We start from the raw sequence: 13,774 nt of genomic DNA, 5'->3' as shown, positions 1-13,774 counted from the left end.
ATTGACGGAACGGATAGCCTAGATTTCGCTTCATCATCTTAACGGAGCGAATCGTGACCACGACAGTCGATCAAATTACCCAGCGCCGCCGCGGCGTCGGCCTCATCGCCCACGACCCCAGGGTTTCATTCGGCGGGTATACGCTGATCGCTCCGCAAACGGCGGGCGGCCACGTCTATCTGATCGATATCGAGGGCGCGGTGGTGCACGAGTGGAAGATGCCGGTGCGGGCCGGCCGCCACGCGGTGATTCTTCCTAACGGCAATCTCGGCTACAACGGCAACCATGCAAAATCGGAAAACCGTTACGCGCCGTGGTCGATGTGGCACGGCGGCGATTTCTCCGAAGTTACGCCTGAGGGCGAGGTGGTCTGGCATTACGAAGACCCGGCGCACCACCATGACGCGCAGTGGCTCGCCAACGGCAACCTGCTGTACGCCGCGTGCGCACCGGTGCCGGCGGGGTTTGCCGAGCGCGTGCCGGGCGGCACCGCGCACGGTCCCGAAGAAGTCATGTATGGCGATGTGATCCGCGAAGTGAATCGCGCGGGTGAACTGGTCTGGGAATGGAAGGCCTGGGAGCACCTGAAGCCCGAAGATTTTCCGATCGCGTCCGGCTTCGGCCGGTATCACTGGCCGCTCGTGAACGGCCTGGGCGTAAATGCAAAGGGCGAGGTGCTGATGAGCCTGCGCACCACGTCGGGCATCATCGCCGTCGATCGCAGGAGCGGCGAGCTCACGCTGCATATTCCGCCGAGCGTGGTATCGCACCAGCACGCTCCGGTGGCGCTGGCCAACGGCAACATTCTCACGTTCGACAACGGCAATTTCCGCAGCGGCGCGCATGTGGCTTTCTCGCGCGTGCTCGAGATCGATCCGAAGAACAACGAAGTCGTGTGGTCGTACGCCGACGACATGGTGAATGCGTTCTACAGCGCGTTCATGGGTAACGCGCAGCGGCTCGCGAACGGCAACACGCACATCACCGAGTCCGCGACGGGTCGTCTCTTCGAAGTGACGCCCGCGGGCGAGGTGGTGTGGGAATACGTGATCCCGTGGTTCGGCGAGTACCCGGACGAAGCGGCGCGCAAGACCGGCCCCGGCCAGTTGAACAGCGTCTTCCAGACCTTCCGCTACAGCCGCGAGCAATTGCCGTGGCTGCGTGCCTGAACGCCGCCTTTTCGATCCCCCGGGGGTAACGTGAATTCTGACCCAGCCACACATAGCGTCGATACGCGCTTGCCCGCATGGCAACTCGTGCTGTTCGGCCTGCAGCATGTTCTGTCGATGGCGGCTTCGCCCGTCACCGCGGTTTTTCTGGTGTCACGGATGCTGGCGCTTTCGCCGGGCATGACCGTGCAACTGATCGGCGCGACTTTCTTTGCCTGCGGTGCCGGCACGCTGCTGCAATCGCTTGGGGCCGGGTCGATCGGTTCACGGCTGCCCTTCGTGATGGTGCCGGGCGGCGCGCCCGCCATGCTGTTCGCCGTAATCGCCACGCAGACGGACCTGCGCACGGCCGCTGGTGCGGCGATTCTCACCAGCCTGTTCTACTGGCTCGTGTTGCCGGTATTCGCGCGCTGCCTGCGCTTTTTCCCGCGTGTCGTGGTGGGGACGATGCTGCTGCTCGTCTCGGTGAGCCTCATCAAGATCTACGCCGGGATCATCGTCGGCCAGCCGGGAACGCCTGGCTTCGCGCGGCCGCAGTCATTGGGGCTCGCACTGCTCACGATCGTGGCCACGCTGGCGGTGGCGCGTCTGTTCAAGGGCACCGCGGGACGGCTCGCCGTGCTGCTGGGTCTCGCGATCGGCACCTGTGCCGGTTGGGCGATTGGACTGATGCCGGCGGGCGGCATGTGGGCCGGTCCAATTTTCACGTTGCCGGTCTTGCTGCCTTTCGGCATGCCGCGCTTCGATGTGCTTGCCGCGCTGCCCATGCTGATTTTCAGCGTCATTTCGATGGCCGAGGCAACCGGGCAGACGGTGGCCGTGGGCGAGATCACGGGCAAGAGGATCGACATGCGCCGCGACGTGCCGAGAACGATTCGCGGCGATGCGGTGGCGTCGCTGCTCGGCTCGCTATTGGGTACCTCACTCATCATCACGAGCGCGGAGAATATCGGTGTCGTGCAGACCACCGGCGTGCGCTCACGCTACGTGACCGCGACAGCGGGCGCGATGCTGATGGTCATCGCGCTGTTTGCGCCGCTCGGGCGCTTTGCCTACGCGATTCCCGCGCCGGTGGTGGGCGGCACGGCACTGATCGTATTCGCGATGATCGGTGTGATGGGCGTGAACCTGCTCGGCAAGGTCGACCTGCATGCACGCGGCAATCAGTACACGCTTGCGGCCGCGCTGGTGGTGGGCCTGCTGCCGATTCTTGTTCCCAACGTGTATGCGTCGTTCCCCGGCTATTCGCAGATCATCCTGGGCAACGGCATGGCCGCGGGGACACTCACCGCAATCGTCGTCAACCTGGTGTTCGGCGCATGGCGTGTGAGGCCGGTGGAGAAGGTCCAGGCAATCTGATCGCGGGTTTCAGTGCCTGCCTTTGGTTTTTTTAGCTTTTAACGCAAGCCCTCGCAGTTCTCCCTCAAACGCTTCAATCCTTTTTCCATGAAAACCAATTTCGCTTTCCGCGCGACGGATGTCGCGTGCATGGCCGCGCTCGTCGTTTCCACCGCGGCCAACGCCCAAAGTAGTGTGACGCTATATGGAAGTCTCGACGCGGGCCTCGGCTACGTGAGCAATCTGCACGGCGCGCATGCTTATATCGCCGAGCAGGGCACCTTTCAGGCCGACCGCTTCGGCTTCCAGGGCGTCGAAGATATCGGCGCGGGCCGTTCGGTGGTATTCAGGCTCGAAAGCGGTTTCGTCACGACAACCGGTGCGTCGGCGAGTAGCAGTACCTTCTTCAATCGTCAGGCCTACGTAGGGATATCCGATCCGATGTTCGGCACCGTGACGCTCGGCCGCCAGACCGACTGGAATTTCGATTGGCTCGGCTCGGTGTCGACCGGTCAACTGCTCGGCGACTTCTCCGCATTTCACCCCGGCAATCTCGACGGCCTGGGAAGCACCTTGCCGGTACAACTGTCGAGTACGGTGAAATGGAAAAGCGCGAACTACAGCGGATTGAGTTTCGGCGCGCTATACGGGTTTCCCGGCGCTTCGGCCAGCAACACGAATGGGCGGACCATCAGCTTCGGCGCCCACTATACGAATGGGCCGCTCAAGCTGGTGGCGGTCTACTCCGAATACCGCGATCGTTTGTTGCCGCTCTCTAACGGGCTCGGTCTGACTTCGTTCGAAGGACAAACGCTCGCGCCCGGCGCGAGCTTCAACGCGAAACAGGTGCGCGACGCGGGAATAGGCGGATCGTATCGCTTCGAACGCGTGACGCTGCATGCACTCGCGACGGATGTGAGGATTCAGTCGGCCGGCGGCAGCGAGCACTTTCGCACCGTGGACGGCGGCGTCAACGTGCGCCTGACACCGGCGGAAGAAATCGCGGCGGGAGCCTGGTCCGCGACGCTTGCCGGGCATCGCTGGACGCAACTTACGGTGGCGAACGTGTACTCGCTGTCGAAAACGACGCAAGTCTACGCGGACTTGATGTTCGAGACCGCCGGTGGCGGGGCCGTGGCGAATACGCTTGGGATCGGCGCGGCGTCGGGCGGCAGACAGACGGTGTTTCTGAGCGGGATACATCACCTGTTCTGATTCGAACGTGGAGCGATGCCGATGGTGGCCGCCGGCTTCGACGTGGCCGGTGGTGTGTCGGGTCGCGCAGCCCGATCCGATAAGAAGGCAAGCAGCTTTTGTCGCTGATCAGAATATTAGGTATTGCGACAATGCGCGTGGGTTGTAATAAATATTTCGCAATGTATGGGTATAAGGTCGCCGCATTAAAACGCTGGTCCGTAAATATAATATTCACGTATAAATAGAAGCCAGGCGACATAGAAGTGAATTGATATTGTTATGTAAGCGATCTTTTAAAATCCCGGGAGATCGGTCGAATTCGCCTGTCTGCCTTGCGAGGCGGTGATCCGTGGCCTTAGGCGAGACGCGTCCGGACGTCATTCAATACAAAAATATTAAGCAGACGAAACAGAAATCAACAGACAAAATGGCTGTTTTGATAAAACGCAAGCGGCATATTGCAATTGAAAATTTACCGGTTATGATGGCGGCTCCGTGAAGCGGTTTCTCGAATGATCGCTCTACGGAGGCGGCAGAAATATTTGCCGGGCATTCAGGCTGGAGGGGGGTAATTAATGCTCCCCACGTCAGATAGACCAAATCGAGGAGACGATATGTTGAGTCCCCATGAATTCGCTACCTTAATGCTCATCAAGAACGCGCCGGATCAGATCGAATTGGGCCGCGCCGAGCTCGACGCGCTGATCGAGCGACAACTCATATCACTGGAAAACCTCGCGTCGGGACGCTCACGTCCTCAGATCACCAGCGAAGGCGATTCCATTCTTAAGGCGGTCGCCCGGATGCGCTAGGCATCGGCGATATCTGCTGCGATTTATTCGTTATCGCGATCCACCGAAATCTGTCGGCCCGTCCGGGTGGGCGTTCGCGCGTCGGATCGAAAATTGAGGAATTCAACCATGAGTCTATTGAGTCCCGAGCAGGCTGTTGCCATCAAGACCAACGTCGACACGTTCTTGGAGGTGGCCGGAAAGATTTTTGAGGGTGTCGAAAAACTGGCCGCACTGAACCTGCAAGCGCTCAGGGCCACGCTGGCCGAGACGCAGGAGAACATGAGCAAAATGTCCGCTGCGGGCGAGCCGCAGCAATGGTTCACGCTGCCGGCAGATTTCGCCGGCCCCTGCGCGGAAAAATCGCTGTCGTACGGCCGGCAGGTGTTCGACATCGCAGCGGCTACGCAGGCTGAAGTCACGCAACTCGTCCAGGCCTACTACGAGCGGTATAACGATCGCGTGCAGACTCTCGTCGACGAAGCGGCGAAACGTGCTCCCTCAGGGTCGGAAGCCGCGATCGCCGCATGGAGATCCGCGATTGCCGCCACCACGACCCTGTGTGAAACACTGCAGAAAACGGGGCAACAGGCCGTGAAGATGGCGGAGAGCAATCTTGAGGCGGTTACCGCCTCAGCGTCGAAACCGGCACGCAGCAACGGCGAACTGACTCCTGTAGCCGCAAGTACCAGGCGATAGCAGTGACGCGGGCAGCAACACCCGCAGTGAAGCTGGCCGTTCCGCCATGGAGGGTGCGATGAGTGAAGCAGTGGGAATCGTGATGGGTTCGTTCGTGCTGGCGATGGCGCCCGTGTTCGTCGCCGCTCATTATTACCGCGAGCTGATGCATCGAAAGCGGCTCAGGCAACTGGATCATTTTCATTACTGGCCGTACTGGAGCATGAGGCGGCCGGAGCGCGCCAATCAACGCACGCGGGGCAGGTGAGGGCGTGACGGCGGCTCGAAATTTATTACATCCGAGGTAATTGGCGAGCCGCACGCACACGCCTAATCTTCGGTCGTCGCGCCGCTCATCCCGAGCGGCGCATACGATCGAGGACCTGTCATGTCGACCTTCCAGATTCATACGATTGATTCCGCACCCGAACCATCCCGGCCGGTGCTGCGGCAACTCCAGCAGAACTTCGGCCTTATCCCCAACATTGCGGGAGCCATGGCTGAATCGCCGGTGCTGATCGGCGGCTTCATCGGTATCTTCCAGAAAGTCCATTCGGGCACGTTTACGGAAGCGCAGATCCAGACCCTTTTGCTGACTAACGCGGTGACGAACGCGTGCTCGTGGGCCGTTGCGTTTCACACGGCTCTCGCGCTGAAAGAGGGGCTTTCATCCGCCGATGTCGAAGCGATTCGCGATGGCCGGACGCCTGCCGACAAGAAGCACGCGGCGCTCTCGACGCTGACGAAAACGGCGATCGAAAAGCGCGGACACCTGAGCGACCATGAAGTGAACCAGTTTATCGAGGCGGGTTTCCGCAAGGACCAGGTGCTCGAGGTTCTCACGGTGCTGGCTGCTTCCACGATCACGAACTACACCGGCAACATCACGAAGCCGGCACTCGAAGCACCTTTCCAGGAGCACGCCTGGACCGCGCCGGTCGCCTCTCGCCGAGCCGTTCAGTAACAGGGAAGGGAGTATGCTGATCGACGCGGTTCTAACTACCGCGTGGCGCCGGACATCCACGGATGCGCCGGCGCCGCCGCTCACCCAACCCGATCTGCACCGACTGGCGAAAAAAATACACCGATGAATCCCGCGAATCCCGAACGGAAGACGCCGTCGAATGAACTTGGCGCGTTGTTGCGTCACTGGAGAGACATGCGCGGTATCAGCCAGTTGGACTTATCGTTCAACGCGGGCGTGTCGCAGCGGCACATCAGCTTTGTCGAAAGCGGCCGCAGCGTGCCGAGCCGTCAGATGCTGCTGGATCTCGCCCAGGCGCTCGATATCCCTCTGCGCGAACGCAACACGCTGCTGCTGGCCGCAGGCTATGCACCGATGTATGCCGACAGCGCGTGGAATGCACAGGAGATGCGCAGTGTCACCAGCGCACTCGGGCGCATGCTGCGGCAGCATGAGCCGTTTCCCGCGCTCGTGATGGATCGCTACTGGAATGTGCTGATGACCAACGATGCGGCGCCGCGTTTCTTCAATTGCTTTATCGACATGGCGGCGCGCAAGGGGCCGCGCAATATGCTGCATCTGATTTTCGATCCGGACGGCATGCGGCCGTTCGTGGCCGATTGGCAAACAGTGGCGGATAGCCTGATTCAGCGCGTCTATCGGGAGTCGGTCGGCCGTGTGGTCGACGAGCAGACACGCGAGTTGCTCGCCGCGTTGCGCGCCTATCCGGATGTGAAGCCGGATGTGAAGCCGGATGTGAAGCCGAACGTAAAACCGGACGTGCAAGCGGACGCGAAATCTTCCCAGGACTCACTGGGAGCCGGCGCCGCGACAGCAGGCATGCCGGTCATACCCATCGGCTTCGTCAAGGACGGCAAGGTCCTCAACTACTTTTCAATGGTCGCCACGGTGGGCACACCACGCGCCGTCGCCGCGCAGGAACTGCGTATCGAATGCATGTTCCCCGCGGACGACGAAACGGAAGCACGGCATCTTGAACTGATCGACGCGCTCCCGTAACAGCACTGAGCCTCGTCAGAACCGGTGCCGCAAGCCAATACTGACGATCGCCTGCGACTGCGTGTCCGACGAGTGGCCGTTGCCCTTGTCGCTGACCGATGCGGTTGCCGCGACCGGATTGCCGAGCGCATCCAGCGTGACACCGGACGCGTGCTGATAGCCGCCCATCAGATACACCGTGGAGCGCTTCGACATGTTGTACTGCGCGCCGAGCGTGACGTTGTGATATTGCGCACGCTCGTCGACACCTTGCACCTCGCCGCCACGCGTGTAGCTATAGCCCGCGAACAGTTGCACGGTCGGGCGGATGGTCCACTGTCCGAATACGCCCGCGACGTTGAATGTTGCATGCCCGTTGAACAATGAATCGGCGCCCGAGCGGTATTGCACATTGCTGTAGTTCACGCCGAGAATGGCCGGTCCGAAGTTGTACGTCGCGCCCGCGGCGATGATCTGTTGCGATTGCGCGCTCGCGTAACCTTCATTGATCGACGAGTTGAACAGGCCGTCGTCGGTGCCGCTCCATTTGCCGTATGTCGAATCCTTCGTTCCGCTCTTGCTGTTGTCCGAACGCTCATAGCCGACGCCCACATGCAACGGGCCATTGCCGTACCCGGCGCCCACGCTCCACGTGTTCTGCTGCTTCAGGCTGCCCGGTTGGCCGCCGAACCCATACAACGCGCCGAACGTGAAGCCCGAGTAGTTCGCGCTCGTGTACTTGACCGAGTTGTTGACCCGCGCGGTCTGATCGAGATCGTCGATGTCGCCCGGATGCGCGCCAAAGCCGCCGACCATCGCGACCGGCGCAACCGGCGCGACGAAGTCGTTCAGCGACGTGTACTGGCGGCCGAGCGTGACCGTGCCGTATTGCTGGCTGCCAATCCCGACGAACGCCTGACGGCCGAACAACCCGCCGTTCTGGCCGGTCTTGCCGTTCGTGATGTCGAAACCGTCCTCCAGCAGGAACAGGGCGTTCCAGCCGCCGCCCAGGTCTTCCTGACCCTTGATGCCGAAGCGGCTGCCGGAGAGATTGCCACTCGTTACCGCGACGTTCGAGTGTCCCGAGTAAGCGCCGGTGGTGCCGGTGCGTTCGTTGCTGCGATACGTGATACCCGCATCGACGATGCCGTACAGCATGACGGAACTCTGCGCGGACGCAATACCCGCGAAAGACAACAACAGGGGTGCAGCAAGCAAGTGCTTTTTCATCGTAGTGGTAACTTGGTTGGATCGTCGATCTCAGGTCGCCTGCATGGCGATCTCTCTTTTTTTCCGCGCACCCGCAGTCCGCTCCTGAACAACGGAGCAGACTGCGGGAAGCGGGGGAAGCGGCTTGCGATTTCTGGCGGCGCGAGCTTATCGGCTTAGTGAAGCGCCGGGAGGCATCTCCGGCGCCGTCACCTTGACGGTCTTGCGGACCTTGGCGACATCCGCGGCACTGACCGTCGAACCGGTGTTGCCCCAGCTATTGCGCACGAAGTTCGTGACGTCGGCGACTTCCTGATCGTTCAGACGCCAGCCGAAAGGCGGCATCGTGAACGAGGACGGCGCGCTCTTCGTGCCTTCGAGCGTGTTGCCGGTCAGCAGCACGTGAATCAGCGAGGTCGCGTCCTTGCCCTGCACGACCGGATTGCCGCCCAGTGCCGGGAAAACGCGCGTGTAACCCCGGCCGTCGCTGCGGTGGCAGGCGGTGCAGTTGTCGCGGTAGACGGCGGCGCCGGGAGCCGTGGCGTCGCCGGTACGCAGCGCGTGAGCGGCCGTATCGTTGTACACGTATGGCGTTTCCTGCGGATCGGTCGACGGCAGCGTCTTCAGGTAGCGCGCGATCGCGCTCAGGTCGGCGTCGCTCATGTGCTGCATGCTGTGCTGAACGACGTCGGTCATACCGCCGAATGCCGCGCTGTGCTGGGTACGTCCGGTCTTCAGGAACTGCACGAGATCGGCCTCGCTCCAGCCGCCGATACCGGTACGCGGGTTGCCCCGCAGGCTCGACGGAACCCAGCCGTCGATTGCCGCGCCGCCGGCAAGAAATTCGCTTCCGTCCAGATCGCTCAATGCGCGCTCCTGCATCGTCACCGCGCGCGGCGTGTGGCAGGCGCCGCAGTGGCCGAGACCCTGCACGAGGTACGCACCGCGCGCTATCACCGGATCGGCATAGTGCTGCGCGTCGAACGTCATGGGCTGCGGCGCGAACAGATGACGCCAGATGCCGAGCGGCCAGCGCATCGACAGCGGCCAGACGATATCGACCGCACGGTTCGCCTGGTTCACCGGCGCGACACCCTGGGTGAAGTACGCGTACAACGCGTGCATGTCGTCGTCGCTCAGGCGCGCATACGACGGGTACGGCATCGCCGGATATAGCGTGTCGCCGTTGGGCCGCACGCCCGCGCGCACCGCGCGATCGAACTGCGCGAAGGTCCACGAGCCGATACCGGTATCGCGATCGGGCGTGATGTTGGTCGAGTAGATCGCGCCGATCGGCGTGTCGAACTTCAGGCCGCCCGCGAATGGCTTGCCCGATTGCGCCGTGTGACACGCAATACAATCGCCGGCACGCGCGAGGTATTCGCCGTGCGCGATCAACGCGGCGTCGGCGGATTGCGGCGGAGTGGGTGCCGGAGTTGCCGCTTGCACGGCAAGCGGTGCGCACAGCGCCGCAACGGCGCAAACAGACGCCGCGCTCACGCGCTTGAATGCCTGTCCCAGGCGTTGGATGTCGATTTTCTTCATACGCTCACCAGCGGCCCGGGGTTCTTCAGATACTGCTCGCGGATCGCGCGCGCCGACCAGTAGGCAAGCGCGGCGACGAGGCCGGTCGGGTTGTAGCCGATGCCTTGCGGGAATGCCGACGCGCCCATCACGAACACGTTGTGCACGTCCCAGCTCTGCAGATAACGGTTCAGCACGCTGGTCTTCGGATCGGTGCCCATAATCGCGCCACCGACCAGGTGAGTCGTCTGGTAGCGGCGCGAATCGAAGTGCGCGCCGAATTCGCGCGTATAGACGCCGATGGACTTCGGCCCCATCTGTTGCGCGATCTTGTGCATCTGCCCGGTCACGTATCGCGCCATCCTGATGTCGTTGTCCTTCCAGTCGAAGGTCATGCGCAGCAGCGGCTGGCCGTACGAATCGCGATAGGTCGGATCGAGATCGAGGAACACGTCGCGGTACGACATGTTGGAGCCGTGCGCATCCATCGAAATGGTGTGCGCGTAGTGGTCCTTCACCGATTTCTTCCAGTCCACGCCCCAGTTCGGCGTGCCCGCCGGTGTCGCGATGCCGCTGATCGGTTTGGTGCCCGCCTGGTTCACCCACAACGGCGAGCCGCCGACGAAACCGAGCGGGCCGTGATCGAAGTTGTCGGCGTTGAAGTCGTCCACCGCGACGCCATTGCCACCCGCGCCGATGAACGGATTGGTGAAGGTGTCCTTGTCGAAGAACGCCGTGATCGTCGAGAGGTTCTGGTACGCGAAATTGCGGCCGACCACGCCTTCGCCCGAAATCGGGTCGTACGGCTTGCCGATGCCCGACAGCAGAAGCAGGTGGACGTTGTGATACTGGAACGCCGCGACGATCACGAGATCGGCGGGTTGAAAGACTTCGTTGCCCGCCGGATCGACGTACGTCACGCCCTTGGCGCGCTTTTTCGTATCGTCGAGTTCGACGCGCAGCACGTGGCAGCGCGAACGCAGTTCGAAGTTCGGCAACGGCTTCAGCGCGGGCAGAATGTTCAGATTCGGCGAGGCCTTCGAATACATGTAGCACGCGTAGCCGCTGCAGAATCCGCAGAAGTTGCACGGCCCCATCTGCACACCATACGGGTTCGTGTACGGACCCGACGTATTCGCCGAAGGCAGGCGGTAAGGGTGCAGCCCGAGTTCGCGCGCGGCCTTGCCGAAGCGCTCGGCCGAGTAAGTGTTCAACTGCGCGGGAAGCGGGAAGTTGTCGCTGCGCGGCGCGTCGAACACATTGCCGTCGCCGACTATCTTGCCGTTGACCTTATAAGCCTGGCCGGAGGTGCCGAACACCTTCTCGGCGAAGTCGAAATGCGGTTCGAGTTCTTCGTAGCTGACGCCGTAATCCTGGATCGTCATGCCTTCCGGAATGAAGCGCTTGCCGTAGCGTTCTTCGTAGTGGCTCTTCAGACGCAGCTCTTCCGGCGTGATGCGGAAATGCACACCCGACCAATGCAGGCCGGCGCCGCCGACACCTTCGCCCGGCAGGAATGCGGCAAGCTGACGATACGGCAGCGCCGTTTCGCCGACGTTATGACGGATCGAGACGGTGGTCTTCGAAAGATCGAGGAACAGCTTCTTGCGAACGTTGTAGGTCAGCTCGTCGATCGTGTTCGGGTACGCGCCGTCCGGATAGGTGTCGCGATACTCGCCGCGTTCGAGCGCGACCACGTTGAGGCCGGCCTCGGTGAGTTCCTTCGCGAGGATCGCACCGGTCCAGCCGAAGCCGATGATTACCGCGTCGGCGTGGGGTTTGGTTTGCGTGGTCATCAGGTGCGCTTTCCTTCGATCGATACGGGGCCATACGGATAGGCCTGGCCGTCCTGGTTGACGAAGTCCATGAAATCGGCGCGCGCGCCGGGGAAACCGATCATCTTCCAGCCGCCCATGTCGCGATTGCCGCCGTGGACCGGGTCGCAGAAGTAACCTTCGCGAGTGTTTTGCAGTAACTGGCCGAAGAAAACGGTAGCCGGGACGTCCGCCAGATCGATCTTTCCGGTCTCGAGCGCGGCGAGCACGGTGTCACGCGTGGGCGCGTCGAGGGCGTCGAACGGATGCGAATAGGTTTTGCTGCAATAGGCGTTCACCGCGGCGATGCCCAGCCGGTACAGATCGCGCGGCACGAGCTTCAACTGGTAGCCGAGCTCCGGTGCGCCTTGCTGGAAGGGGCCTTGCATATACCAGAGCGCGCCGTGCGCGTACGGCGTGTCCATCTGCCGGTCGATGAATTCGGGCACGCCGGCTTCGACCGCTCCGGGGCCTTCGCCGTCGGCGGGAATCAGACGGTCGACCGCCGCGTGGACGAAGGCCCATTCCTTCGCGTCGAAGAAATGCGGCTTGTAGTCGGCACCGGAAGCCTGGCCTGCGGCGGCGGCGCCGCTCGCGCCCTGGGCGCCCGTGCCCGCCTGCTTGACTTCGCAGCCGGCGAGCGTTCCGGCGGGAACCAGCGCGATGGCCGTGCGTAAGAAGCCGCGGCGGGAGGTAAGAGGAGATTGAGCCATATTGTTCTTTGTCACGAGAAGGGAGCGCGCCATGACGCTCCGAGGCAGTCATCGGATTGCGGCGTCATGGTAAATGGAACCGGTTCCAAAGTGTTTCTACTTTTTTACAATAAGCTGTTTCCTGAAGTGATTAAATGCTGCTTTTTGACAAAAAGCGCTTTTAAATCATAGGTGTTTTTTAGTCAGTGTGGCTTGCGGGTGCAGCGGCGGGCAGGAGTTGAAACTGACGCGAAAAAGCGACGCTTCGGGATGCACGCGGCAAAGCAAGCCTTCCTGGTGGCATGCCGGCGCCGCCCGCCGGCGTGTGCGGCCCTCCCGGGAAGTGCTTTGGCGAATCAGGCAACGCACGTCACAATCGAGGCATTCCCGCCAGGCGAGCCCATGGAAAACCTTCTGAAGAAACTCGATCTCACCTCGCTGCGCCTGTTCGTCGCCGTCTGCCAGGAGCAGAACATCGCGCGCGCGGCCGAGCGCGAGTTCATTGCGTCGTCCGCCGTGAGCCGGCGCATTGCCGAGATCGAGGCGCTGATCGGCTTACCGGTGATCCAGCGGCAGTCGCGTGGCATTACGGTGACGCCGGTCGGCGAAACCGTGCTGCGCTATGCGCTGGCGATCATCGGCAGCATCGAACAGATGAGCGCGGAGTTGTCACGGTTTTCGTCGGGAGCGAAGGGGCGGGTGCGGGTGGTGGCGAATCTTTCGTCGATCGTGCAGTTCTTGCCCGAAGACGTAGCGGCATTCGGGCGGGTGTTCCCGGAGGTGTCGATCGAACTGGAGGAGGAGAACAGCGCGGACGTGCTGCGGATAGTCGGCGAACATGGCGCGGACTTTGGCATCTGCAACCCGGTGGCGGGCAGCGAAGCCTTCGAGCAGGTGCTGTATCGGGAAGATCGCCTCGCGGTGCTGGTGCCGTTCGGTCATCGTCTCGCCGACGCGTCGCACGTGGCGTTCGAGGCCTTGCTCGACGACAGCTTTGTCGGCCTGCGCAGCGAGAGTGCGCTGACGCAACTGCTTGCCCAGCAGGCGGCGGCCGGCGCGGGGCGGCAACTCGACGTGAAGATCCGCGTCAGCAGCCTCGACGCGCTGTGCCGGATGGTCCATGCCGGCCTCGGCATCGCGATCGTGCCCGAGCAGGTGGGGCTGCTCTATGTGAATGCGCTCGACGTGCGTCTGCTGTCCCTGAGCGATGCCTGGGCGTTACGGCGTCTCGTCATGATCTTCAAGTCGCGCGATCAGTTAAGCGCGAGCGCGGCGGCGCTTGTCGGCTTCCTCGGCGGCGGGGCTTAGCGGGGCGATCGGGCCGGCACCGCGACCGCGGCTGCGTCACGATGCGTCACGACAACGCGAGGAAGAACGGCGCGCCGATCATCGCCAAACG

At 62.3% G+C, this 13,774-nt stretch carries 13 protein-coding genes; 9 read left to right on the top strand and 4 right to left on the bottom strand.

All coding sequences use genetic code 11. The annotated features are described in order from the left end of the window. Positions 1–53: 53 nt before the first annotated feature. The 8 genes from HWX91_RS09360 to HWX91_RS09325 all read left to right on the top strand — a co-directional run bounded on the left by HWX91_RS09360 (position 54) and on the right by HWX91_RS09325 (position 7,157). Entirely contained in the window at positions 54–1,169 is a 1,116-nt protein-coding gene (locus HWX91_RS09360) for an aryl-sulfate sulfotransferase (RefSeq protein WP_028194861.1), read from the top strand. A 30-nt stretch (positions 1,170–1,199) separates the two neighbouring features. Continuing rightward, positions 1,200–2,528 carry a uracil-xanthine permease family protein gene (locus HWX91_RS09355; RefSeq protein WP_028194860.1) on the top strand — a complete coding sequence of 443 codons (1,329 nt, stop codon included), beginning with the start codon at positions 1,200–1,202 and terminating at the stop codon, positions 2,526–2,528. An 87-nt stretch (positions 2,529–2,615) separates the two neighbouring features. Continuing rightward, positions 2,616–3,722 (top strand): porin, encoded by a 1,107-nt coding sequence (locus HWX91_RS09350; protein WP_042274082.1) that lies wholly within the window; start codon positions 2,616–2,618, stop codon positions 3,720–3,722. A gap of 596 nt (positions 3,723–4,318) precedes the next feature. After that, positions 4,319–4,516 (top strand): hypothetical protein, encoded by a 198-nt coding sequence (locus HWX91_RS09345; protein WP_028194858.1) that lies wholly within the window; start codon positions 4,319–4,321, stop codon positions 4,514–4,516. Between the two features lie 108 nt (positions 4,517–4,624). Next, entirely contained in the window at positions 4,625–5,194 is a 570-nt protein-coding gene (locus HWX91_RS09340; RefSeq protein ID WP_028194857.1) for a phasin family protein, read from the top strand. Between the two features lie 58 nt (positions 5,195–5,252). After that, entirely contained in the window at positions 5,253–5,441 is a 189-nt protein-coding gene (locus HWX91_RS09335) for a hypothetical protein (protein ID WP_035519566.1), read from the top strand. Between the two features lie 120 nt (positions 5,442–5,561). Next, on the top strand, positions 5,562–6,137 hold the full coding sequence (locus HWX91_RS09330) for a carboxymuconolactone decarboxylase family protein (RefSeq protein ID WP_028194856.1): 576 nt from the start codon (positions 5,562–5,564) through the stop codon (positions 6,135–6,137). 123 nt (positions 6,138–6,260) lie between these two features. Then, entirely contained in the window at positions 6,261–7,157 is an 897-nt protein-coding gene (locus HWX91_RS09325) for a helix-turn-helix domain-containing protein (RefSeq protein ID WP_028194855.1), read from the top strand. Between the two features lie 15 nt (positions 7,158–7,172). Here HWX91_RS09325 and HWX91_RS09320 read toward each other — a convergent pair whose 3' ends face one another. The 4 genes from HWX91_RS09320 to HWX91_RS09305 form a co-directional block, all read right to left on the bottom strand. Next, complete coding sequence (locus HWX91_RS09320) at positions 7,173–8,366, bottom strand: porin (protein WP_028194854.1); 1,194 nt, start codon at positions 8,364–8,366, stop codon at positions 7,173–7,175. Between the two features lie 147 nt (positions 8,367–8,513). Beyond that, a complete protein-coding gene (locus tag HWX91_RS09315; RefSeq protein WP_028194853.1) occupies positions 8,514–9,890 on the bottom strand; it encodes a c-type cytochrome in 1,377 nt (458 codons plus the stop codon). Beyond that, positions 9,887–11,665, bottom strand: coding sequence for a GMC family oxidoreductase (locus tag HWX91_RS09310; RefSeq protein WP_028194852.1), 1,779 nt, complete (start codon positions 11,663–11,665; stop codon positions 9,887–9,889). The genes HWX91_RS09315 and HWX91_RS09310 overlap by 4 nt, the downstream gene beginning before the upstream one ends. Next, positions 11,665–12,396: a gluconate 2-dehydrogenase subunit 3 family protein gene (locus HWX91_RS09305; protein ID WP_028194851.1), complete on the bottom strand. Its 732-nt coding sequence runs from the start codon at positions 12,394–12,396 to the stop codon at positions 11,665–11,667. Before HWX91_RS09305 ends, HWX91_RS09310 begins: the two co-directional genes overlap by 1 nt. Positions 12,397–12,777: 381 nt before the next feature. Between HWX91_RS09305 and HWX91_RS09300 the strand changes: the two genes are divergently transcribed. After that, positions 12,778–13,683: a LysR family transcriptional regulator gene (locus HWX91_RS09300; RefSeq protein ID WP_028194850.1), complete on the top strand. Its 906-nt coding sequence runs from the start codon at positions 12,778–12,780 to the stop codon at positions 13,681–13,683. Positions 13,684–13,774 lie beyond the last annotated feature (91 nt).

Origin of the sequence: Paraburkholderia fungorum (assembly GCF_902833645.1) — a bacterium.
GTDB classification, from domain to species: Bacteria; Pseudomonadota; Gammaproteobacteria; order Burkholderiales; family Burkholderiaceae; genus Paraburkholderia; species Paraburkholderia fungorum.
Note: the sequence above shows the minus strand (reverse complement) of the source record. Positions and strands in the feature narration are given on the sequence as shown.

What these genes read in the sequence shown, in the direction of transcription:
- HWX91_RS09350 (WP_042274082.1), top strand. Translation starts at nt 2,616, where the DNA reads ATGAAAACCAATTTCGCTTTCCGCGCGACGGATGTCGCGTGCATGGCC.
- HWX91_RS09310 (WP_028194852.1), bottom strand. Translation starts at nt 11,665, where the DNA reads ATGACCACGCAAACCAAACCCCACGCCGACGCGGTAATCATCGGCTTC.
- HWX91_RS09315 (WP_028194853.1), bottom strand. Translation starts at nt 9,890, where the DNA reads ATGAAGAAAATCGACATCCAACGCCTGGGACAGGCATTCAAGCGCGTG.
- HWX91_RS09330 (WP_028194856.1), top strand. Translation starts at nt 5,562, where the DNA reads ATGTCGACCTTCCAGATTCATACGATTGATTCCGCACCCGAACCATCC.
- HWX91_RS09345 (WP_028194858.1), top strand. Translation starts at nt 4,319, where the DNA reads ATGTTGAGTCCCCATGAATTCGCTACCTTAATGCTCATCAAGAACGCG.
- HWX91_RS09335 (WP_035519566.1), top strand. Translation starts at nt 5,253, where the DNA reads ATGAGTGAAGCAGTGGGAATCGTGATGGGTTCGTTCGTGCTGGCGATG.
- HWX91_RS09300 (WP_028194850.1), top strand. Translation starts at nt 12,778, where the DNA reads ATGGAAAACCTTCTGAAGAAACTCGATCTCACCTCGCTGCGCCTGTTC.
- HWX91_RS09340 (WP_028194857.1), top strand. Translation starts at nt 4,625, where the DNA reads ATGAGTCTATTGAGTCCCGAGCAGGCTGTTGCCATCAAGACCAACGTC.
- HWX91_RS09325 (WP_028194855.1), top strand. Translation starts at nt 6,261, where the DNA reads ATGAATCCCGCGAATCCCGAACGGAAGACGCCGTCGAATGAACTTGGC.
- HWX91_RS09320 (WP_028194854.1), bottom strand. Translation starts at nt 8,366, where the DNA reads ATGAAAAAGCACTTGCTTGCTGCACCCCTGTTGTTGTCTTTCGCGGGT.
- HWX91_RS09305 (WP_028194851.1), bottom strand. Translation starts at nt 12,396, where the DNA reads ATGGCTCAATCTCCTCTTACCTCCCGCCGCGGCTTCTTACGCACGGCC.